Origin of the sequence: Pseudomonas sp. REB1044, assembly GCF_038813925.1 — a bacterium.
Taxonomy (GTDB): Bacteria; Pseudomonadota; Gammaproteobacteria; order Pseudomonadales; family Pseudomonadaceae; genus Aquipseudomonas; species Aquipseudomonas boreofloridensis.
Map to the genome: position 1 here is coordinate 124,712 of NZ_CP046139.1, position 21,382 is coordinate 146,093.

Below are 21,382 nucleotides of genomic sequence, written 5' to 3' on the forward strand. Positions count from 1 at the left end.
GTGGTCACTCGATGAAGGTAACCACACCGCCTGCCAGCGACTGCACCCGCGCCAGCGACTCGACACGGTAGCCCTGGCTGTCCAGCTCGGCGCGGCCGCCCTGGAACGACTTCTCGATGACGATGCCCAGGCCTGCCACGGTGGCACCGGCCTGTTTGATGATCGAGATCAGCGCCTGCGAGGCCTTGCCGTTGGCCAGGAAGTCGTCGATCACCAGCACGCGGTCGCTGCTGTTCAGGTGGCGCGGCGAAATGGCCACGGTGTTCTCGGTCTGCTTGGTGAACGAGTACACCGACGCAGTCAGCAGGTTCTCGGTCAGGGTCAGCGATTGGTGCTTGCGGGCGAAGATCACCGGCACGCCCAGTTTCAGGCCGGTCATCACGGCCGGCGCGATGCCGGAGGCTTCGATGGTGACGATCTTGGTCACGCCGGCATCGGCGAACAGGCGGGCGAACTCGTCACCGATCAGCTGCATCAGGGCAGGATCGATCTGGTGATTGAGAAACGCGTCGACTTTGAGAACCTGATCGGAAAGCACGATGCCTTCTTCGCGAATCTTCTGATGCAGTGCTTGCACTGTGTATTCCTCGATGTAGCAAAAGTCGCCGCATCCAAGGGTCGCGGCACAGGTTGAAAGAGTAGGGGTGATTCAGCGTTTGAGCATGGCCCGAATGTCGGCCAGTGCGTTGTTGCCTCGCGCGGCCTTGACCTCCACCGGGGCGTCGTCCAGGCCTTCCCAGGCCAGGTCGTCCGGTGGCAACTCGTCGAGGAAGCGGCTGGGGGTGCAATCGATGATCTCGCCGTACTGCTTGCGCTTGGCGGCGAAGGTGAACGCCAGGGTCTGGCGCGCGCGGGTGATGCCCACGTAGGCCAGACGGCGTTCTTCCTCGATGGTGTCGGCTTCGATGCTGGAGCGGTGGGGCAGGATTTCTTCTTCCATGCCCATGATGAACACGTAGGGGAATTCCAGGCCCTTGGAGGCATGCAGGGTCATCATCTGCACGCCCTCGGCGTTTTCTTCCTCTTCCTGCTGGCGTTCGAGCATGTCGCGCAGCACCAGCTTGCCGATGGCGTCCTCGATGGTCATGTCACCCTCTTCGTCTTTCTCCAGGGTGTTCTTCAGGGCGTCGATGAGGAACCAGACGTTGCCGATGCGAAAATCCGCGGCCTTGTCGCTGGCGGTGTTCTGGCGAATCCAGTTCTCGTAGTCGATGTCCTTGACCATCTCGTGCAGCGCGGCGATCGGGTCGTCCAGGGCGACCTTGTGGCGCACACCGTCGAGCCAGTGCTTGAAGCGCTGCAGGCGCTCGGTGTAGCGCGCGTCCAGGTGCTCGCCCAGGCCCATCTCCTCGCTGGCGGCGTACATCGACACACCGCGCTCGGTGGCGTAGTTGCCGAGCTTCTCCAGGGTGGTCGAGCCGATTTCACGGCGTGGCACGTTGATCACCCGCAGGTAGGCGTTGTCGTCGTCCGGATTGACCAGCAGGCGCAGGTAGGCCATGAGGTCCTTGACCTCCTGGCGTCCGAAGAAGCTGTTGCCGCCGGAGAGGCGATAGGGCACCTGGTGGTGCTGCAGCTTCAGCTCGATCAGCTTGGCCTGGTAGTTGCCGCGGTAGAGGATGGCGAAATCGCTGTAGGGACGGTCGGTGCGCAGGTGCAGGGTAAGGATTTCCATGGCCACGCGTTCGGCCTCGGCTTCCTCGTTCTTGCAGCGAATCACGCGGATTTCGTCGCCCACGCCCATTTCGCTCCACAACTGCTTCTCGAAGTCGTGGGGGTTGTTGGCGATCAGCACGTTGGCGCAGCGCAGGATGCGGCTGGTGGAGCGGTAGTTCTGCTCGAGCATCACCACCTTCAGGGACGGGTAGTCCTCCTTGAGCAGCATCAGGTTTTCCGGGCGCGCGCCGCGCCAGGCGTAGATCGACTGGTCATCGTCGCCGACCACGGTGAACTGGTTGCGCAGGCCGATGAGCATTTTCACCAGCAGGTACTGGCTGGCGTTGGTGTCCTGGTATTCGTCGACCAGCAGGTAGCGCACACGGTTCTGCCAGCGGTCGAGCACGTCCGGGTGCTCCTGGAACAACTTGACCGGCAGCAGGATCAGGTCGTCGAAGTCCACCGCGTTGTACGCCTTGAGCGTGCGCTGGTAGTGGGTATAGACGATGGCGGCGGTCTGCTCGCGCGGGTTGCGCGCCTTTTCCAGGGCTTCGGCGGGCAGGATCAGGTCGTTCTTCCACGACCCGATCATGTTCTTGATCTCGTCCAGGCCGTCGTCGCCGGAATATTCCTTCTGCATGATGTCCGACAGCAGCGCCTTGATGTCGGACTCGTCGAAGATCGAGAAACCTGGCTTGTAGCCCAGGCGCTGGTGTTCCCGGCGGATGATGTTCAGGCCCAGGTTGTGGAAGGTGCACACCGTCAGGCCCCGGCCCTCGCCCGGGCGCAGCAGGGTGGCGACCCGCTCCTTCATCTCGCGCGCGGCCTTGTTGGTGAAGGTCATGGCGACGATGTACTGAGCACGGATGCCGCAGTTCTGGATGAGGTGGGCGATCTTGCGCGTGATCACACTGGTCTTGCCGGAGCCTGCACCGGCGAGCACCAAGAGAGGGCCGCCGACGTAGTCTCGGGCTTCCTGTTGCCGGGGATTGAGTCGGGACATGCTAGAAACCGGGGGTGACCAGAAAAATAGCCGCGCATTCTAGCAGGCATGGGGGGTTGTGGCGCGACCGTCCGACCGGGCACTGTCGGGTTTCGACACAATTGCCCAGGCGGCGCGTTTGGCGCAGGATGCACCCCGAAATCCGTCGTAAAGCCGGGCAGGGACCGCCACGTTTAAAAGTGAGAATCATTGCTAATTGTCGGTTAGCATATGGCTACTCGACATCATCGGTCCACGGCCTAAGGAGCCCGCTTGTCCACGCCCACCGAACCCTTGCGTCTGCTGCTGTTGGCCGAGGAGCCGCTTTGGGCTGCCCTGTTGCGCGACTGTGCGCGACCGTTGGCCGACAGCGCCGTGTTGCTGACCGCGCCGAGCTGGGAGGCAGTGGACAGCCTCTTCACCCATGACCGCCAGGCGGTGGTGCTGGCCACGCCGGAGTTGCAGCCAGCGGTGGGCCGCTGCGCGTTGCCGGTCATCCTGCTGCTCGACGCCGAGCCGGATAACGCGCCGGAAGGCGTCAGCGATTGGCTGGTGCGTGACCAGTTGAGCAGCGATACGCTGCGTCGCTCACTGCGCCATGTGCGCGAGCGCGGCGCGCTGGTGGCCTCGTTGCAGCGCCTGGCCGAGCAGGACCCGCTCACCGGCATCGCCAACCGCCAGGGCTTCCAGGCGCTGCTGGCCGCACGCTTGACCCAGCATGGCGGTCGTGGCCTGGCCCTCGGTCACCTGGACCTGGACACCTTCCGCCACGTCAACGACGCGCTCGGCCATCAGGGCGGCGACCGGGTGATATTGCAGGTGGTGCACCGGCTCAAGCAGTTGCTGGGGGCTGACGATCAGTTGGCGCGCCTGGGTAGCGACGAGTTCGCCCTGCTGATCGATACCCGCCACGACACCGGCCGCGCCGAGCGCATTGCCGAGGCCATCGTCGAAGCCCTGGCCGAGCCCTACTGGGTCGATGGTGAAAGCCTGTTGCTGGGGTGCAGCCTGGGCCTGGCCCACGCCCGCGCCCAGGCGGGCGCCGACCCGCTGATGTGGCATGCGCACATTGCCATGCGCCAGGCCAAGGGCGTCCAGGGCTGCACGTACCATGTGTTCAACGAGCGGATCAATCGTCATGCCCGCAGCCTGGCCGACCTGGAAAGCGAGCTGCGGCGGGCGCTGCGCCGCGATGAGCTGGAGCTGCACTACCAGCCGCGCCTGGACCTGGGCGCGGGACGTATCGTCGGTCTGGAAGCGCTGGTGCGCTGGCGCCATCCGCAGCGTGGCCTGTTGGCACCGAACGAGTTCGTACCGCTGGCCGAGCAGAGCGGGCTGATTGTGCCGCTGGGCTACTGGGTGATCTGCCGCGCCCTGCGCGATATGCAGATCTTGCAACTGCGCGGCCTCGATCCCTTGCACATGGCGGTGAACCTGAGCTTCCGCCAGTTCCAGGACAGCCAACTGCTGGCCACCCTGAGTCGGCTGATCGTCGAGCATGGCGTCGATGCGCGCTGGCTGGAGTTCGAACTGACGGAAACGGCGGTGATGCGCCGCAACGAGGTGGTGCGCCAGACCATGGATGCCCTCGGGCGGCTGGGCGTGCGCTTCTCGCTGGACGATTTCGGCACGGGCTTCTCGTCGTTCGTGCACCTGAACAGCCTGCCCATCGCGCTGCTCAAGATCGACCGCAGCTTCGTCGCCGGCATGGAGCAGCGCGAAGAAAACCGCAAGCTGGTGCACGCGATGATCAACCTGGCGCACAACCTCAACCTGGAGGTGGTGGCCGAAGGCGTGGAAAGCGAGGAACAGATGGCCTTGCTGCGCGAGTTTGGCTGCGACCAGGTGCAGGGCTTCCTGGTGAGTCGGCCTCTACCGGTGGACGAACTGATGGAGTACCTGCTGGAGGCGTGCGGCGGGGAGCGTGCGGGTCAGGCTCCCCCATGAACGGAGCGCGCGTGAACCCGCGCCCATGGATCAACGCCGCTAGATCCGCGAGGCTAGCGGCTGGCCAGCACCGGCCCTGTCCAGCAACCGCCGCATCCGCCACTCGAACGCCAAGGTCAGTGCCACCGCGGCGCACGCAAGACCCAGCGCCAGTCCCCACCAGATGCCCACGGCGCCGCCACCGAGGGTGAACGCGAACAGCCAAGCGGCGGGGGCACCGACCAGCCAGTAGCACAGCAAGCCGATGACGAAGGTGGTCTTGGCATCCTTCAAGCCACGGATCGAGCCCATGGCGATGGTCTGGGTTCCGTCGAACAGCTCGAACCACGCCGCCACCATCACCAGTTGCACGGCCAGCGTGAAAATGTCGGCGAAGGCCGGATCATGGCGGTCCACCAGCCAGCCGACCAGGGTGTCCGGGAACAACCAGAACAGCACGGCGAAGGCGAACATGATCACCGCGCCCATGCCGATGCCCACCCGTCCGGCGCTGCGGGCCGCCAGCAGGTTGCCGGCGCCGTAGTACAGCCCGACCCGCATGGTCACCGCGTACGACAACCCGGTCGGCACCATGAACGCTGCCGAAATGATCGGCAGGGCGATCTGGTGCGCGGCCAGCTCCGTGTTGCCCAGCACGCCCATGCACAGGGCGGCGAAGGCGAACAGGCCCACTTCGACGATATACGTGCCGCCGATCGGCAGGCCCAGTCGCCACAGTTCGCGCAGCGCCTCCAGCGACGGCCGCGACAGGCCCTGGCGCAGGGGATAGGCGTCGTAGGCGCGGTGCCAGCGGATGTATAGCGCCAGGGCGACCGCCATGCCCAGCGACACCACGGCGGTGACCAGGCCGATGCCCATCAGGCCGAGCTTCGGCAAGCCGTACAGCCCCTCGATCAGTGCATGGTTGATCAGGTAGTTGAGCACCGTGCCCACCAGGCTGATGACCATCACCGGGGTGGAATGGCCCAAAGCGCTGGTGAAGCCGCGCAGGGCCATGAAGGTGAGGTAGCCGGGCAGCGCCAGGGGTAGCAGCGTGAGGAACTGCATGGCCATCTCGACGTTGTCCGGGCGCTGGCCGAACAGCAGCAATAGCGGCTTGAGGTTCCACAGCGCCAGGCCGGCAGCCAAGGCCAGGCCCCAGGCCAGCCACAGCCCGTTCTGCGCCAGGCGCGTGGCACCGGCGATGTCGCCTGCGCCCTTGCGGAAGGCCACCAGGGTGCCGACGGCGGCGATCACGCCCAGGCAGAAGATCGACACGAACGAATAACTGGCCGCGCCCAGCCCGCCGCCGGCCAAGGCCTGCGGGCTGATGCGGGCCATCATCAGGGTGTCGGTGAGCACCATCAGCATGTGCGCCAGTTGCGAGGCGACCAGAGGGCCTGCCAGGCGCAGCAAGGCCTTGAGTTCGGTGGTGGGCGCGACGTGCATGGGGCAGAGTCCTTCGGTGTGGGCGCGGCGATGAAAGTGGACGATTCTGCGGCCTCGGTCAGGTTTGCACAAAAGGATAAATGCGATGCTTAGCATGAGTTGAACTCATGCAGCTAAGATCCACTTCGGTCACGCCATGTCCTTTTTACGGGAGCCGCATGTCTCGTCAGTTGCCTGCCCTTTATGCGTTGCGCGCATTCGAAGCCGCAGCGCGGTTGTGCTCGTTCACCCGCGCGGGCGAAGAGCTGTCCATCACCCAGAGCGCGGTCAGCCGGCATATCCGCACCCTGGAAGCGCACTTCGGCTGCCGCCTGTTCATCCGCCACGGTCGCAGCTTGCAGCTCACCGAAGCCGCGCGCCTGCTGCTGCCCGGCGTACGCGACGGCTTCGCAGCCCTGGAGCGCGCCTGCAACACCCTGCGTGGCGAGGACGACATGCTGCGCATGAAGGCGCCCTCGACCTTGACCATGCGCTGGCTGCTGGCGCGCCTGAGTCGTTTTCGCCACTTGCAGCCGGGCAACGAGGTGCAACTGACCAGTGCCTGGATGGACGTGGACCATGTGGACTTCAACCAAGAGCCCTTCGATTGCGCCGTGCTGCTCAGCGACGGCAACTTCTCCGCCGACTGGGAAGTGCGTCGACTGTTCGCCGAGCTGTTGATTCCGGTCGGTGCACCGCAATTGCAGGTCGAGGCCCCTTGGGATGCGCGGCGGCTGGCCGGGACCGAGCTGCTGCACCCCACCCCGACCGCCGCGACTGGCGCAGTTGGTTGGCGCGCATGGGCCTGAGCGAAACGGTGCCGATCACAGGTGGGCAGGTGTTCGACACCCTGGAGTTGGGCATGATCGCCGCCGCCCGTGGCTACGGTGTGTCGATGGGCGACCTGCTGATGGTGGCCGAGGACGTTGCCGCCGGCCGCCTGAGCCTGCCCTGGCCCACCGCTGTGCCCAGCGGGCTGGACTACTACCTGGTATGGCCACGCACGCGGCCCGGTGGTGAGCGTCTGCGGCGCTTGAGCGCCTTCCTGCAGGAGGAAGCCGCGTCGATGGACCTGCCGGACGTGGAAATCCTTGACGCGGGTTGATGGCGTTGATGACGCGATGTCCTACTGATTTGTCGCAAGATTTTTCATGAAATCCCTGCGCGCCGCTTGAGTGGCGCGAAGTGGAAGTGAACAATGTTCGCTTTCGTATTCCCGCCGAGATTCGCCATGAATTCCCGCTCTTCTCTGCTGGCCTGGCTGTTGTTGCCGGTGCTGGCGCTGTGCAGTTGCCTGGCTGTGGCCGAGTCCCCCGCAGAAGCCACCAAGGCCCTGCATCTACTGGACTACATCAGCGCCGACTACCCGTCGACGGTGCGCGATGGCCAGGTGCTGGACGACCCGGAGTACCGCGAGCAGCAGGAGTTCGGCGCAGTGCTGGCGGAGCTGCTCGCAGGCTTGCCGGCCCATCCCGAGCGCGATGCGCTGGTGCAGGGTGTGCAGGCGCTGCGCCAGGCCATCGACCAGCGTCAAGCGGGCGCAGCGGTGGCCCATCAGGCGCGACAGTTGGGCGCGCGCCTGGCGGTGGCCTACGAGGTCAGCCAGGCCCCGGTGATCACCCCGGACCCGGCGCGCGGCGCATCGCTGTATGCGCAGAACTGCGCGATCTGCCATGGCGACACGGGCGCCGGCGACGGTCCTGCGGGCGTCGGCCTGGAGCCTGCGCCGGCCAACCTGCGCAACGTCGAGCGGCTCGACCAGTTGAGCCTGTTCGACCTGTACAACACCCTGGGGCTGGGCATCGAAGGCACTGAAATGCCGTCGTTCGCCGATCAGCTCGACGAGCGTCAGCGTTGGGATGTGGCCGCCTACATCGCCAGCCTCAGCGCCGACCCTCAGGCTGGCAAGGGCGACGTCACCTGGAACATCGCCGATCTGGCGCGTCAGACCCCGGCCGAAGTCGCCGCCAGCCAAGGCGCCGAGGCCGTGGCGGCATTCCGCGCCCAGCGTGCCCAGCCGCCGCAGGTCAAGCGCGGGCCGGCGCAGTTGCTCGACTACACCTCCAGCACCCTGGACAAGAGCCTGGCGGCCTATCGCGAGGGCGATCACGACCAGGCCTATGACCTGTCGGTGGCGGCCTACCTGGAAGGCTTCGAGCTGGTAGAAAGCTCGCTCGACAACATCGACGCGCAGGTGCGCAAGGACACCGAGAAGTCGCTGATGGCTTACCGCCAGGCGCTGCAGGACGGCTTGCCGGTGGAGCAGGCGGTGCAGCGCCTGGACGAAGCCAAGGTGAAACTGACGCAGGCCGCCAAGCTGCTGGGCAGCGATGGCCTGAGTTGGTCGCTGAGCTACGTTTCCGGCCTGCTGATCCTGCTGCGCGAAGGCCTGGAAGCGATCCTGGTGCTGGCGGCGATCCTGGCCTTCCTGCGCAACACCGGCCAGCAATCGGCGGTGCGCAGCGTGAACATCGGCTGGGGCCTGGCGTTGCTCGCCGGCTTTGCCACCTGGGCGCTGGCGGCTTACGTAATCGACGTCGGCGGCGCCCAGCGCGAGCTGCTCGAGGGCTGTACGGCGCTGTTCGCCGCCGTCATGGTGCTGTGGCTGGGGGTGTGGATGCATGACCGGCGCCACGCCGACGCCTGGCAGGACTACATCAAGCGCAGCCTGCTCGGCGGTGGTGGGCGCTTCGGCTTCGCCCTGCTGGCGTTCTTCTCGGTGTACCGCGAGCTGTTCGAGGTGATCCTGTTCTACGAGACCTTGTGGTTGCAGGCCGGTCCTGCAGGGCATCAGGCGGTGCTCGCCGGTGGCGCCACGGCGATGGTACTGCTGGTGGGGTTGGCCTGGGTGATCCTGCGTGGTTCGGCGCGCTTGCCGCTGTCGCTGTTCTTCAGCATCAACGCCGCGTTGCTCTGCGCGCTGTCGGTGGTGTTCGCCGGACATGGCGTGAAGGCGTTGCAGGAAGCCGGCGTGCTGGGCACGCGGCCAGTGCCGTTCTTCGAATTCGACTGGCTGGGCATTCATGCCGATGCCTATTCGTTGGCTGCGCAGGCCGTGGCCTTGCTAGCGGTCGTGCTGCTGTACGGACGCTCGTGGATGGCCGAGAAGCGTCGGGCGGCGGCGGATTGAGGTGGCGCTTGCCCTGTGTCCAGTTGGGTCCGACACTAGTGTCCTTTTGAACGACGGAACTCCCCCCATGCGCATATGGATCGACGCCGACGCTTGCCCCAAGGCGGCCAAGGACCTGATCGTCAAATTCGCCCTCAAGCGCAAGCTGGAAGTGGTGATGGTGGCCGGCCAGGCGGTGGCCAAGCCGGCGTTCGCCATCGTGCGCCTAATCGTGGTGCCCAGCGGCATGGATGCCGCCGACGATTATCTGGTCGAGCATGCCGTGCCCGGTGAGCTGGCGATCTGCAGCGACGTGCCTCTGGCCGATCGGCTGATCAAGAAGGGCGTCGCGGTGCTCGATCCACGGGGGCGTGAGTTCGACGAGCGCAACATGGGCGAGCGTCTGGCCGTGCGCAATCTGTTCACCGAATTGCGCGAGCAGGGGCAGGTGGGGGGCGGGCAAGCGCCCTATGGAGAGCGCGAGAAGCAGGCCTTCGCCAACGCCCTGGATCGCATCCTGACGCGGCTGTGCAAAGGCTGAACAGACAGGGGGCGTCTAGCGCCCCCGGGCATTTACTGATCGTCTTCGTGGGTCAGTTCGAGCACACGGTCGACCAGCTTGTAGATACCGCTCGCCGCCTCGCTGATCGAGGTGGCCAGCATGTAGGCCGGGGTGCTCACCAACTTGCGCTGGGTGTCTTCGACGATGTCGTGCACATCGCAGTCTTCATGGGTGCCGCCCATCTGCACTACCGCAGCGCTGGTGTCGGCGTCGTTGCCGATGGTGCAGACTACGCCTGGACCATAGATTTTCGCGGCCAGCGCCGGCGAGATGCAGATCAGACCGACCGGCTTGCAGGCGGCGGCGAAGGCTTCAGCCAGCGCCAGCACATCGGGATGCACAGTGCAGTTGGCGCCTTCGACGGCGAAGTTGGACAGGTTCTTCGCAGCGCCGAAGCCGCCCGGCACGATCAGCGCGTCGAAGTCCTCGGCCTTGGCTTCGCGCACGTCCTTGACCTCGCCGCGGGCGATGCGCGCCGACTCCACCAGTACGTTGCGCGACTCGGGCATGGTTTCGCCGGTCAGGTGATTGATGACGTGCAACTGTGCCACGTCCGGGGCAAAGCATTGCACTTGGGCGCCGCGCTGGTCGAGGCGCAGCAGGGTGATCACGCTTTCATGGATCTCGGCGCCGTCGTAGACGCCGCAGCCCGATAGAATCACCGCGACTTTTTTTGTCATGTTCGTTACTCCCGTGTCGAGACGCTCGAAATCCTGTCGTGTGACGCATTGGATCGCACGCGCGGCCCGGTGTTCATTCGGCGCGGGAGGTCGCGGGCGATTGCAATGACGTCAGAGGCAAAGGCTTCAGCGCTGTTCGTTGCGCGGCTCGGTTGCCGGCTCCGCCTGGCTGGCCAGCGCGGCGGCCTTGCGCTCGGCGCGGCGATTGCGCACATAACGACGTAGCCAGAGCAGCGCACCGAGCACCAGCAGGGCGCCCAGCACCCACAGTTCGTAGCGCTTGATGTTGCCCAGCATGCCTTCGAGGATGGCGCCGAAATGGTAGGCGGCCGCGCCCAGGGCCAGGGCCCAGATGGCCGCACCGATGCCGTTGAGCAGCAGGTAACGCCGGGGTGGGTAGCCGGACAGGCCAATGGCCACCGGCATCACCGTGCGCAGGCCATAGACGAAACGGAAGCTCAGCACCCAGATGTCCGGATGACGTCGGATATGCTCCAGGGCGCGGTCGCCCATGGCCTGCCAGCGCGGCTTGCGGGCGAGAATCTTGCGCCCGTGACGACGACCCATGAAGTACCACAACTGATCCCCGGCATAACTGCCGCAGAACGCCACCAGCACCACCAGGGAAATGTCCATGTACCCACGGAACGCGAGAAATCCTGCAAGCACCAGGATGGTCTCGCCTTCAAAGAAGGTGCCTAGAAAGAGGGCGAAATAGCCGAAATCATGCAGGAATTGTTGAAGCATGTTCTGAGATGCTGGCGAAATGAACGCGCAGCCTACCCCTTCACGCGTTCGGGGGAAAGTGTCCAAATGTGTCTCGAAGTGAACATTTCCTACACGCAAGTGCCCTGCGGTTACAGGTCGCAGGGTTGCCCTTCCCTGTAACCTAGGCGTCATAATGGACGCTTATAACTGTCGCGCTAGCCCGCCTGCGCGGGCTTCAGGAGTCTGCCGTGAGCTTTACCCCCGCTAACCGTCTGTTTCCTGCCACCCGCCTGCGTCGCAACCGCCGGGACGATTTCTCCCGTCGGCTGGTTCGCGAGAACACCCTGACCGTCGATGACCTGATCCTGCCGGTGTTCGTCCTGGACGGCGAGAACCGTCGCGAGGACGTGCCGTCGATGCCCGGCGTCGAGCGTCTGTCTATCGACCTGCTGCTCGAAGCGGCGCAAGGCTGGGTGGAGCTGGGCATTCCGGCGCTGGCGCTGTTCCCGGTCACGCCGGTGGAGAAGAAGACCCTCGACGGTGCCGAGGCATGGAACCCGGAAGGTATCGCCCAGCGTGCCACCCGTGCCCTGCGCGCGCGCTTCCCGGAACTGGGGGTGATCACCGACGTCGCCCTCGACCCGTTCACCACCCACGGCCAGGACGGCATCCTCGACGAGGAAGGCTACGTACAGAACGACATCACCGTCGATGCGCTGGTACGTCAGGCGCTGTCGCACGCCGATGCGGGCGCCCAGGTAGTGGCACCGTCGGACATGATGGACGGCCGCCTGCAGGCCATCCGTGAAGCCCTGGAGCTGGCCGGGCACGTCAACGTGCGCATCATGGCCTACTCGGCCAAGTACGCCAGTGCCTACTATGGCCCGTTCCGTGACGCGGTCGGCTCGGCGCTGAACCTGGGCAAGGCCAACAAGGCCTCCTACCAGATGGACCCGGCCAACAGCGACGAGGCCCTGCACGAAGTGGCCACCGACCTCGCCGAAGGCGCCGACATGGTCATGGTCAAGCCAGGCATGCCTTACCTGGACATCGTTCACCGGGTGAAGACCGAATTCCGCGTGCCGACCTTCGTGTATCAGGTCAGCGGCGAATATGCCATGCACATGGCCGCCATCCAGAACGGCTGGCTCAGCGAAGCGGTCATTCTCGAATCCCTCACCGCTTTCAAACGGGCCGGCGCCGATGGCATCCTCACCTACTTCGCCGTGCGTGCCGCTCAATTGTTGAGAGGGCAGTAACGCCCTCACAGGAACTCAGATGAATAACGAAGTGCTCACCGCTGTCGAGATCAAACACGCCAAGGCCTTGCCGGAGGAGCTGGTGCAGACCCCGCCGGACCTGCCGACGGCGCCTGAGCCGGAGCCGGAACCGGCTGTCGAGGCCGCCGCGCCGGCGCCGGCCCCGGCTCCGGCCATTGCGGTGCCGAGCCTGGACGACAGCAGCCTGTACATTCATCGTGAACTCTCGCAGCTGCAGTTCAACATCCGCGTGCTGGAACAGGCGCTGGACGAGTCCTACCCGCTGCTGGAGCGTCTGAAGTTCCTGCTGATCTTCTCCAGCAACCTCGACGAATTCTTCGAGATCCGCGTTGCGGGCCTGAAGAAGCAGATCAATTTCGCCCGCGAACAGGCCGGCGCCGATGGCTTGCAGCCGCACCAGGCGCTGGCGCGGATCAGCGAACTGGTGCACATCGAGGTCGACCGTCAGTACGCGATCCTCAACGATGTGCTGCTGCCGGAGCTGGAGAAACACCAGATTCGTTTCATTCGTCGCCGCTACTGGACGCCCAAGCTCAAGACCTGGGTGCGCCGCTACTTCCGCGACGAGATCGCGCCGATCATCACGCCCATCGGCCTCGACCCGACCCACCCGTTCCCGCTGTTGGTGAACAAGAGCCTGAACTTCATCGTCGAGCTCGAAGGCGTCGATGCCTTCGGTCGCGACTCGGGCCTGGCCATCATCCCGGCGCCGCGTCTGCTGCCGCGGGTGATCCGTGTGCCGGAAGAAGTGGGTGGTGCGGGCGCCAATTACGTCTTCCTGTCGTCGATGATCCACGCCCATGCCGACGACCTGTTCCAGGGCATGAAGGTCAAGGGCTGCTACCAGTTCCGCCTGACCCGCAACGCCGACCTGGCACTGGATTCCGAAGAGGTCGACGACCTGGCCCGCGCGCTGCGTGGCGAGCTGTTCTCGCGTCGCTACGGTGACGCCGTGCGCCTGGAAGTTGCCGACACCTGCCCGAAACACCTGTCGGACTACCTGCTCAAGCAGTTCAGCCTGAGCGAGAGCGAGCTGTATCAGGTCAATGGACCGGTCAACCTGACCCGCCTGTTCAGCATCACCGGCCTGGACAGCCACCCGGAGCTGCAGTACGCGCCGTTCACCCCGGCCATTCCCAAGACCCTGCAGAACGCCGACAACCTGTTCAGCGTGATCAGCAAGCAGGACATGCTGCTGATGCACCCGTTCGAGTCCTTTACCCCGGTGGTCGACCTGCTGCGCCAGGCCGCCAAGGATCCGCACGTGCTCGCCGTGCGCCAGACGCTGTATCGCTCCGGCGCCAACTCCGAGATCGTCGATGCACTGGTCGACGCAGCGCGTAACGGCAAGGAGGTCACGGCGGTGATCGAGCTGCGCGCGCGCTTCGACGAAGAGTCCAACCTGCAGATGGCCAGCCGCTTGCAGGCCGCGGGTGCCGTGGTGATCTACGGTGTGGTCGGGTTCAAGACCCACGCCAAGATGATGCTGATCCTGCGCCGCGAGCAGGGCGAGATCGTTCGCTATGCGCACTTGGGTACGGGCAACTACCACGCGGGCAACGCGCGTCTGTACACCGACTACAGCCTGCTGACCTCCGACGACGCCCTCACCGAGGACGTCGGCAAGCTGTTCAGTCAGCTGATCGGTATGGGCAAGACGTTGCGTATGAAGAAGCTTCTGCATGCGCCGTTCACCCTGAAGAAGGGCATGCTCGACATGATCGCCCGCGAGACGCAGTTCGCCCTCGACGGCAAGCCGGCGCACATCATCGCCAAGTTCAACTCGCTGACCGATGCCAAGGTGATCAAGGCCTTGTACAAGGCCAGCCAGTCGGGTGTGAAGATCGACCTGGTTGTGCGCGGCATGTGCTGCCTGCGGCCAGGCATCGCCGGGGTGTCGCACAACATCACGGTGCGCTCGATCATCGGTCGTTTCCTGGAGCACACCCGGGTGTTCTACTTCCTCAATGGCGGCGACGAGCAGATCTACCTCTCCAGCGCCGACTGGATGGAGCGCAACCTCGACAAGCGCGTCGAGACCTGCTTCCCGGTCGAGGGCAAGAAGCTGCTGCTGCGGGTGAAGAAGGAGTTGGAAAGCTACCTGACCGACAACACCCAGGCCTGGACCCTGCAGTCCGACGGGCGCTATGTCCGCAGCACGCCGACCGGCAACCAGAACCCGCGCAGCGCCCAGGCGACATTGCTGGAGCGCCTGAGCAATCCGGTGTTGAACGTACGCTAGCCGCGCAGCGGTCGGGCGGTGGCAGCGGCGCTTTGCCGCTGCGACTGATATCCAGCAAGGCGCGTCGCGGGGCCTGACACCGGCCAGGCCGGTGTTCGCGGCACCCGGCCGCTTGCACAGGTTCAGCGAACGCTGAGAATGAACCCCACCCGCGCCAGCCACTCGGCTTCGTTGGCGAAGTCGGCCTGGGTCAGTTGGTTCTGTTCCAGCCAGCCTTCGGGGAAGACCACTTCCAGGCTGTCGTCGTCAGCCTTGAGTTCCACCTTGGGCATCTGCTGGGTGCCGCGAATATGGTGGAAGAGAATGGCGAAGCGCAGCAGCACGCACAGGCGGATCAGCTTCACGCCGTCGTCGCCGAATTCGGCGAACTTGTCCTTGGGAATGTTGCGGCGGTGGCCACGCACCAACAGCGCCAGCATCTGCTGGTCTTCGCGGGAGAAGCCTGACAGATCGGAGTGCTCGATCAGGTAGGCGCCGTGCTTGTGATAGTGGTAATGGGCGATGTCCAGACCGATTTCATGCACCTTCGCCGCCCAGCCCAGCAAGTCGCGCCAGTTGCCGTCTTCCAGGTCCCAGGCCTTGGCCACTTGGTCGAAGGCGTGCACAGCTTTGCGCTCCACGCGCGCGGCCTGACCCTGATCGACGTGGTAGCGCTCCATCAGCGAGTTCAGGGTGCGCTCGCGCACGTCCTCGTGGTGATGGCGCCCCAACAGGTCGAACAGCACGCCTTCGCGCAGGGCGCCGTCGCAGTGGTCCATGCGCTGCAGTTCCAGGGCGTCGAAGATCGCTTCGAGAATCGCCAGGCCCGCCGGGAAGATCGCACGGCGGTCAGGCTTGACCCCTTCGAAGTCGATCTTGTCGACCTCGCCGAGCTTGAACAGCTTGCGCTTGAGCGAGGCCAGCCCTTCGGCGTTGACTTCGCCGCTGCCCTGGCCGTTCGCCTTGATCGCCGCACCGATGGCCCGAATGGTGCCGGAAGAGCCGATGGCCTCGTCCCAGGTCAGGCGGTGCAAGGCGTTTTCAATGCTCATCAGCTCCAGGCGCGCAGCGGTGTAGGCCTGGGCATAGCGTGCCGGAGTGACCTTGCCGTCGCGGAAATAGCGCTGGGTGAAGCTCACGCAGCCCATCTGCAGGCTCTCGCGCAGCAAGGGTTCGAAGCGCTGGCCGATGATGAACTCGGTGCTGCCGCCGCCGATGTCGGCCACCAGGCGTTTGCCCGGCGTGTCGGCCAGGGTGTGCGACACACCCAGGTAGATCAGGCGGGCCTCTTCACGACCGGAGATGACTTCCACCGGATGGCCAAGGATGGCCTCAGCGCGCTGGATGAACGCGTTGCGGTTGCGCGCTTCACGCAGGGCGTTGGTGCCGACGATGCGCACGGCACCGGCGGGCATGCCGTTGATCAACTGGGCAAAGCGCTTGAGGCACTCGAGGCCGCGCTGCATGGCTTCTTCGCTGAGCAGGCGGTCTTCGCTGATGCCGGCGGCCAACTGAACCTTCTCCCCCAACCGTTCGAGAATGCGGATCTCGGTATGGTGGGCCTTGGCCACGACCATGTGGAAGCTGTTGGAGCCAAGGTCGATGGCGGCGATCAGGGACAGGTTCTTCGCGGTGGTATGCGGCATATCTGGTTGTTCTCGGTCGATAACCCGGCAATCCTGACATGATCGCAGGCTGACGCCAACGCGCGGCATGGCAAGGGTTGACGCAAGGCAATGTGCGGATGGCCTGCATGACTGCTCGATGAAGGCCTGGAACGGATCCTATGACGCTTGTATGACAGTTTCATTCACAGCGTCTTGCTCCACTATAGTGACACTCAATCGCTCGCGACTTCCGATAGGCCGTGGGTACGGCTATGATGGGCCACTTTTTTCGCTTTCGACCTGGAGAACGCCATGAGCAGCGATCTGATCAAACACGTCACCGACGCCACTTTCGAGGCCGAAGTGCTCAAGGCCGAAGGCCCTGTACTGGTGGATTACTGGGCTGAATGGTGCGGCCCCTGCAAGATGATCGCCCCGGTGCTGGACGACATCGCTTCGAGCTACGATGGCAAGCTGACCGTCGCCAAGCTGAATATCGACGATAACCAGGAAACACCCGCCAAGCACGGCGTGCGTGGTATCCCGACGCTGATGCTGTTCAAGAACGGCAACGTCGAAGCGACCAAGGTAGGCGCGCTGTCCAAGTCGCAACTGACTGCGTTCATCGACGCCCACCTGTGATGTGAAGCGCCCCGCCGACGCTTGATGCTGTGCGCATGAGCGTGTCGGGGCTGCTTCGTGGCAGTCTTGGGTGAACCGCGTCTCCCGTCCCCTGGGTCCGGTTTCCACCGTCAAAACCACTAGACGCCCAAAAAAGCAAGTGTTACATTCGGCCTCGCACTGTTTCTCCAGTGCCCTCTACATGCCGTCGCCGACGCACTCCCAATTCGAATCAGTACGCGATCCTGTCGCCAATCTAGCGGCGCGGCTTCATTAAGCCAGAAGCTTAATTCCCCCCTTCTTACATGATTACGTCACTCCCCTTATGAACCTGACAGAACTCAAGCAAAAGCCGATTACCGATCTGCTGGAAATGGCCGAACAGATGGGCATCGAAAACATGGCCCGTTCGCGCAAGCAGGACGTGATTTTCGCCCTGTTGAAAAAACACGCCAAGAGCGGCGAAGAAATCTCGGGTGACGGCGTGCTGGAGATTCTCCAGGATGGATTCGGTTTCCTGCGTTCGGCAGACGCCTCGTACCTGGCCGGCCCTGACGATATCTACGTCTCGCCCAGCCAGATCCGCCGCTTCAACCTGCGCACCGGCGATACCATCGTCGGCAAGATCCGTCCGCCGAAGGAAGGGGAGCGTTACTTCGCGCTGCTGAAGGTCGATACCATCAACTTCGACCGTCCGGAAAACGCGAAGAACAAGATCCTCTTCGAAAACCTGACGCCGCTGTTCCCCAACCATCGCCTGAAGATGGAAGCGGGTAACGGCTCCACCGAAGACCTCACCGGTCGAGTCATCGACCTGTGCGCGCCCATCGGCAAAGGTCAGCGCGGCTTGATCGTCGCCCCGCCGAAAGCGGGCAAGACCATCATGTTGCAGAACATCGCGGCCAACATCACCCGCAACAATCCCGAGTGCCACCTGATCGTCCTGCTGATCGACGAGCGCCCGGAAGAAGTGACCGAGATGCAGCGCACCGTGCGCGGCGAAGTGGTCGCCTCGACCTTCGACGAGCCGCCGACCCGCCATGTGCAGGTCGCCGAAATGGTCATCGAGAAGGCCAAGCGCCTGGTCGAGCACAAGAAGGACGTGGTCATCCTGCTGGACTCCATCACCCGTCTGGCCCGTGCCTACAACACCGTGATTCCGAGCTCCGGCAAGGTGCTCACCGGTGGTGTCGACGCCCATGCCCTGGAAAAGCCCAAGCGCTTCTTCGGCGCGGCCCGTAACATCGAGGAAGGCGGCTCGCTGACCATCATCGCCACCGCGCTGGTCGAGACCGGCTCGAAGATGGACGAGGTCATCTACGAAGAGTTCAAGGGTACCGGCAACATGGAACTGCCGCTGGACCGTCGCATCGCCGAGAAGCGTGTGTTCCCGGCCATCAACATCAACAAGTCCGGTACCCGCCGCGAAGAACTGCTGACTGCCGACGACGAGCTGCAGCGCATGTGGATCCTGCGCAAGTTGCTGCACCCGATGGACGAAGTGGCGGCCATCGAGTTCCTCATCGACAAGCTCAAGCAGACCAAGACCAACGATGAGTTCTTCCTGTCGATGAAGCGCAAGTAAGCGTTTCATCGCGGCAAAAGTGGGGGCCGCTACGTGTTTCATCGCCGGTGAACCTGCTCCTGACGGGGCGGTTCACCGGCGACGAAGCAGGTAGCGGCCCCCACTCATTTCAGCCAAACACGTTACACTCTGCACCCCGACCGATACGGCCAACATGAGGCTCACGCATGCAGTATCGCGATCTACGCGACTTCATTCGCGGCCTGGAGCAGCGCGGCGAACTCAAGCGCATCCAGGTTCCGATCTCGCCCATTCTGGAAATGACCGAAGTCTGCGACCGCACGTTGCGGGCCAAGGGCCCGGCGCTGCTGTTCGAAAAGCCCACCGGCTTCGACATGCCGGTGCTCGGCAACCTGTTCGGCACGCCCGAGCGTGTGGCCATGGGCATGGGCGCCGAGTCGGTGAGCGAGCTGCGTGAGATCGGCAAGTTGCTGGCCTTCCTCAAGGAGCCCGAGCCGCCGAAAGGCCTGAAGGATGCCTGGTCGAAGCTGCCGATCTTCAAGAAGGTCGTGTCCATGGCGCCGAAGGTGATCAAGGACGCGGTGTGCCAGGAGGTGGTGGTCGAGGGTGAAGACGTCGACCTGTCTCAACTGCCGATCCAGCACTGCTGGCCGGGTGACGTCGCGCCGCTGATCACCTGGGGGCTGACCGTCACCCGTGGTCCGAACAAGGACCGGCAGAACCTGGGTATCTACCGCCAGCAGGTGATCGGTCGCAACAAGGTCATCATGCGCTGGCTGAGCCACCGTGGCGGTGCGCTGGACTACCGCGAATGGTGCGAAAAGCATCCGGGCCAGCCGTTCCCGGTCGCCGTGGCGCTGGGTGCGGACCCGGCGACCATCCTCGGCGCGGTGACACCGGTGCCCGATACCTTGTCGGAATACGCCTTTGCCGGCCTGCTGCGCGGCAACCGTACCGAACTGGTCAAGTGCCGTGGCAACGACTTGCAGGTGCCGGCCACCGCCGAGATCATTCTCGAGGGCGTGATCCATCCGGGCGAGATGGCCCCCGAAGGCCCCTATGGCGACCACACCGGCTACTACAACGAAGTGGACAGCTTCCCGGTGTTCACCGTCGAGCGCATCACTCATCGGCACAAGCCGATCTACCACAGCACCTACACCGGCCGTCCGCCGGATGAACCGGCGATTCTCGGCGTGGCGCTGAACGAGGTGTTCGTACCGATCCTGCAGAAGCAGTTCCCCGAGATCGTCGACTTCTACCTGCCGCCCGAAGGCTGCTCGTACCGCATGGCCGTCGTGACCATGAAGAAGCAGTATCCGGGGCACGCCAAGCGCGTCATGCTGGGCGTGTGGTCGTTCCTGCGACAGTTCATGTACACCAAGTTCGTTATCGTCACCGACGACGACATCAACGCCCGCGACTGGAACGACGTGATCTGGGCCATCACCACGCGCATGGATCCCAAGCGTGATACGGTGATGATCGACAACACGCCGATCGACTACCTCGACTTCGCGTCGCCGGTATCGGGCCTGGGGTCGAAGATGGGCCTGGATGCCACCCACAAGTGGCCGGGCGAGACGACACGCGAATGGGGCCGGGTCATCGTCAAGGACGAGGCCGTCACCCGCCGCATCGATGAGCTGTGGGACCAGTTGGGAATATAGAGTGATGCAGGTGACCTTGCAGCCGTCCGGCGCGGTACTGTCCGTGCAGCCGGGCGAAAGGATTCTGGAAGCAGCGCGGCGCTTGGGTTACGAGTGCCCGAGCAGTTGCCGCAACGGCAACTGCCATGTGTGCGCGGCATTGCTGGTGGAAGGGCGGGTACGCCAGGAAGGCGAGGTCCGCGATCAGGGTGAGCTGTTCACCTGCATCGCCGAGCCGCTGGAAGACTGCGTGCTGTTGTGGGATGGGGTGTTGGCCCTCGGTGAACTGCCCGTGCGCGCGCTGGCCTGCAGCGTCAGCGAGTGCGTCGAGGTCGGCGGCGATGTCTGGCGCGTGCGCCTGCGCGCGCCGGCTGGCAAGCTGCCGCGCTATCACGCCGGGCAGTACCTGCTGATCGAGCGCGAAGGTGCAGACAAGGCCGCGTTTTCCCTGGCCTCGGCGCCCCACGCCGGACGGGATCTCGAACTGCACGTGCTGGCCCGCGAGCGCAGCGCCGTGCAACTGATCGAGCAGTTGCAACGCACGGGCATGGCGCGCGTCGAGCTGCCGTTCGGCGATGCCCATCTGGCCGAGCTGCCAGACGGTCCGTTGGTGCTGATCGCCGCCGGCACCGGCATGGGCCAGATGCACAGCCTGATCGAGCATTGCCGTGCCCACGGCTTCGAGCACCCGGTCCACCTTTACTGGGGCGTGCGGCGCCCGGACGAGTTCTACGCCATCGAGCACTGGGCGCAGTGGCAGCGCCTGCCCAATCTGTTCCTGCACAAGGTGGTCAGCGACCTGTGTGGCTGGGAGGGACGCTGCGGGCTGTTGCACGAGGCGGTGCGCGAAGACATCGCCGACCTCAACAGCGTGCATGTGTATGCCAGCGGCTCGCCGAACATGGTCTATGCCACGCTCGATGCCCTGGTGGAAGCGGGTATGGATGCGCACCGCATGCGCGCCGACGTCTTCGCCTACGCCCCGCGCAATTGAAGCGACGGACGTGTCGCAATGACACGTCCGCAGTAATAACCAAAGTTGCAGGCGTCGATTATAAGGTCGCCATTATTACTGAATGCATGAATAACTTTTAATCTATTCATAACCGTCGCTCCGGCTGTCGGTATTGTGCATAAAACTGTGTTCTCGGGGCTTGAGATACTCTGCGCGATTGCCTTAAGTTAAGCGCATGGACTTCACCCAGCGTCGTATGCGCTGACCCAGACGGCCAGCGGGCGCTGGCGGTGCAAGTTCGTGGGCTTTGTCCGAACGGTATCTGCACTTGCCCATACTGCGTTCAAATAGACCCTAGGCTCTGTCTGAAAAGTCTTGATACTCGGTGATGCTGCGTTGAAAACCGCCTCGGAATGCTCATTTACAACCCGTAAACTCCGCTTCCTCGGCGG

15 protein-coding genes and 1 pseudogene are annotated in these 21,382 nt (G+C 64.3%); 10 read left to right on the forward strand and 6 right to left on the reverse strand.

Annotated elements, in window-relative coordinates:
• Positions 1 to 4: 4 nt before the first annotated feature.
• Positions 5 to 577, reverse strand: a complete 573-nt coding sequence (locus GKC70_RS00620; protein WP_029614720.1) for a xanthine phosphoribosyltransferase — start codon at positions 575 to 577, stop codon at positions 5 to 7.
• A gap of 72 nt (positions 578 to 649) precedes the next feature.
• On the reverse strand, positions 650 to 2,659 hold the full coding sequence (gene rep / locus GKC70_RS00625) for a DNA helicase Rep (protein WP_029614721.1): 2,010 nt from the start codon (positions 2,657 to 2,659) through the stop codon (positions 650 to 652).
• 252 nt (positions 2,660 to 2,911) lie between these two features.
• Here rep and GKC70_RS00630 point away from each other — a divergent pair, with 252 nt between their 5' ends.
• Positions 2,912 to 4,585 (forward strand): bifunctional diguanylate cyclase/phosphodiesterase, encoded by a 1,674-nt coding sequence (locus GKC70_RS00630; protein ID WP_342650143.1) that lies wholly within the window; start codon positions 2,912 to 2,914, stop codon positions 4,583 to 4,585.
• A gap of 39 nt (positions 4,586 to 4,624) precedes the next feature.
• Here the strand turns inward: GKC70_RS00630 and GKC70_RS00635 are convergent, their stop codons facing one another.
• Positions 4,625 to 6,013 carry a NorM family multidrug efflux MATE transporter gene (locus GKC70_RS00635; RefSeq protein WP_342650144.1) on the reverse strand — a complete coding sequence of 463 codons (1,389 nt, stop codon included), beginning with the start codon at positions 6,011 to 6,013 and terminating at the stop codon, positions 4,625 to 4,627.
• A gap of 158 nt (positions 6,014 to 6,171) precedes the next feature.
• Here GKC70_RS00635 and GKC70_RS00640 point away from each other — a divergent pair.
• The 3 genes and pseudogenes from GKC70_RS00640 (at position 6,172) to GKC70_RS00650 (ending at position 9,642) form a co-directional block, all read left to right on the forward strand.
• Positions 6,172 to 7,097, forward strand: a pseudogene (locus GKC70_RS00640) (LysR substrate-binding domain-containing protein).
• Between the two features lie 93 nt (positions 7,098 to 7,190).
• On the forward strand, positions 7,191 to 9,122 hold the full coding sequence (locus tag GKC70_RS00645) for a cytochrome c/FTR1 family iron permease (protein ID WP_342650145.1): 1,932 nt from the start codon (positions 7,191 to 7,193) through the stop codon (positions 9,120 to 9,122).
• 67 nt (positions 9,123 to 9,189) lie between these two features.
• Positions 9,190 to 9,642 carry a YaiI/YqxD family protein gene (locus tag GKC70_RS00650; RefSeq protein WP_342650146.1) on the forward strand — a complete coding sequence of 151 codons (453 nt, stop codon included), beginning with the start codon at positions 9,190 to 9,192 and terminating at the stop codon, positions 9,640 to 9,642.
• A gap of 32 nt (positions 9,643 to 9,674) precedes the next feature.
• Here GKC70_RS00650 and elbB read toward each other — a convergent pair whose 3' ends face one another.
• Both elbB and GKC70_RS00660 read right to left on the reverse strand, forming a co-directional pair.
• The gene (gene elbB, locus GKC70_RS00655; RefSeq protein WP_342650147.1) at positions 9,675 to 10,343 is read right to left on the reverse strand and encodes an isoprenoid biosynthesis glyoxalase ElbB; all 669 of its coding nucleotides are present in this window, start codon (positions 10,341 to 10,343) and stop codon (positions 9,675 to 9,677) included.
• Positions 10,344 to 10,469: 126 nt separating this feature from the next.
• Positions 10,470 to 11,090 carry a DedA family protein gene (locus GKC70_RS00660; protein WP_342650148.1) on the reverse strand — a complete coding sequence of 207 codons (621 nt, stop codon included), beginning with the start codon at positions 11,088 to 11,090 and terminating at the stop codon, positions 10,470 to 10,472.
• 209 nt (positions 11,091 to 11,299) lie between these two features.
• Here GKC70_RS00660 and hemB point away from each other — a divergent pair, with 209 nt between their 5' ends.
• Together hemB and ppk1 are read left to right on the forward strand one after the other, a co-directional pair.
• Positions 11,300 to 12,310 (forward strand): porphobilinogen synthase, encoded by a 1,011-nt coding sequence (hemB, locus tag GKC70_RS00665; RefSeq protein WP_039581910.1) that lies wholly within the window; start codon positions 11,300 to 11,302, stop codon positions 12,308 to 12,310.
• 19 nt (positions 12,311 to 12,329) lie between these two features.
• Entirely contained in the window at positions 12,330 to 14,573 is a 2,244-nt protein-coding gene (gene ppk1 / locus GKC70_RS00670; RefSeq protein ID WP_029614731.1) for a polyphosphate kinase 1, read from the forward strand.
• Positions 14,574 to 14,695: 122 nt separating this feature from the next.
• Here the strand turns inward: ppk1 and ppx are convergent, their stop codons facing one another.
• Positions 14,696 to 16,198: an exopolyphosphatase gene (gene ppx, locus GKC70_RS00675; protein WP_295484063.1), complete on the reverse strand. Its 1,503-nt coding sequence runs from the start codon at positions 16,196 to 16,198 to the stop codon at positions 14,696 to 14,698.
• Positions 16,199 to 16,471: 273 nt separating this feature from the next.
• Here ppx and trxA point away from each other — a divergent pair, with 273 nt between their 5' ends.
• From trxA to GKC70_RS00695, 4 genes are all read left to right on the forward strand, one after another.
• The gene (gene trxA, locus GKC70_RS00680; RefSeq protein WP_317872153.1) at positions 16,472 to 16,801 is read left to right on the forward strand and encodes a thioredoxin TrxA; all 330 of its coding nucleotides are present in this window, start codon (positions 16,472 to 16,474) and stop codon (positions 16,799 to 16,801) included.
• 304 nt (positions 16,802 to 17,105) lie between these two features.
• Positions 17,106 to 18,365: a transcription termination factor Rho gene (gene rho / locus GKC70_RS00685; RefSeq protein ID WP_039581904.1), complete on the forward strand. Its 1,260-nt coding sequence runs from the start codon at positions 17,106 to 17,108 to the stop codon at positions 18,363 to 18,365.
• A gap of 167 nt (positions 18,366 to 18,532) precedes the next feature.
• Positions 18,533 to 19,996 carry a 4-hydroxy-3-polyprenylbenzoate decarboxylase gene (gene ubiD, locus GKC70_RS00690; RefSeq protein WP_039581901.1) on the forward strand — a complete coding sequence of 488 codons (1,464 nt, stop codon included), beginning with the start codon at positions 18,533 to 18,535 and terminating at the stop codon, positions 19,994 to 19,996.
• Between the two features lie 4 nt (positions 19,997 to 20,000).
• On the forward strand, positions 20,001 to 20,969 hold the full coding sequence (locus tag GKC70_RS00695) for a CDP-6-deoxy-delta-3,4-glucoseen reductase (RefSeq protein ID WP_342651571.1): 969 nt from the start codon (positions 20,001 to 20,003) through the stop codon (positions 20,967 to 20,969).
• The last annotated feature ends 413 nt before the right edge of the window (positions 20,970 to 21,382 follow it).

Excerpts from the sequence above, each read along its gene's own strand:
- ppx (WP_295484063.1), bottom strand. The coding sequence starts at position 16,198 with ATGCCGCATACCACCGCGAAGAACCTGTCCCTGATCGCCGCCATCGAC.
- GKC70_RS00650 (WP_342650146.1), top strand. The coding sequence starts at position 9,190 with ATGCGCATATGGATCGACGCCGACGCTTGCCCCAAGGCGGCCAAGGAC.
- ppk1 (WP_029614731.1), top strand. The coding sequence starts at position 12,330 with ATGAATAACGAAGTGCTCACCGCTGTCGAGATCAAACACGCCAAGGCC.
- GKC70_RS00660 (WP_342650148.1), bottom strand. The coding sequence starts at position 11,090 with ATGCTTCAACAATTCCTGCATGATTTCGGCTATTTCGCCCTCTTTCTA.
- trxA (WP_317872153.1), top strand. The coding sequence starts at position 16,472 with ATGAGCAGCGATCTGATCAAACACGTCACCGACGCCACTTTCGAGGCC.
- rep (WP_029614721.1), bottom strand. The coding sequence starts at position 2,659 with ATGTCCCGACTCAATCCCCGGCAACAGGAAGCCCGAGACTACGTCGGC.
- elbB (WP_342650147.1), bottom strand. The coding sequence starts at position 10,343 with ATGACAAAAAAAGTCGCGGTGATTCTATCGGGCTGCGGCGTCTACGAC.
- rho (WP_039581904.1), top strand. The coding sequence starts at position 17,106 with ATGAACCTGACAGAACTCAAGCAAAAGCCGATTACCGATCTGCTGGAA.
- GKC70_RS00645 (WP_342650145.1), top strand. The coding sequence starts at position 7,191 with ATGTTCGCTTTCGTATTCCCGCCGAGATTCGCCATGAATTCCCGCTCT.
- GKC70_RS00635 (WP_342650144.1), bottom strand. The coding sequence starts at position 6,013 with ATGCACGTCGCGCCCACCACCGAACTCAAGGCCTTGCTGCGCCTGGCA.
- ubiD (WP_039581901.1), top strand. The coding sequence starts at position 18,533 with ATGCAGTATCGCGATCTACGCGACTTCATTCGCGGCCTGGAGCAGCGC.
- GKC70_RS00695 (WP_342651571.1), top strand. The coding sequence starts at position 20,001 with ATGCAGGTGACCTTGCAGCCGTCCGGCGCGGTACTGTCCGTGCAGCCG.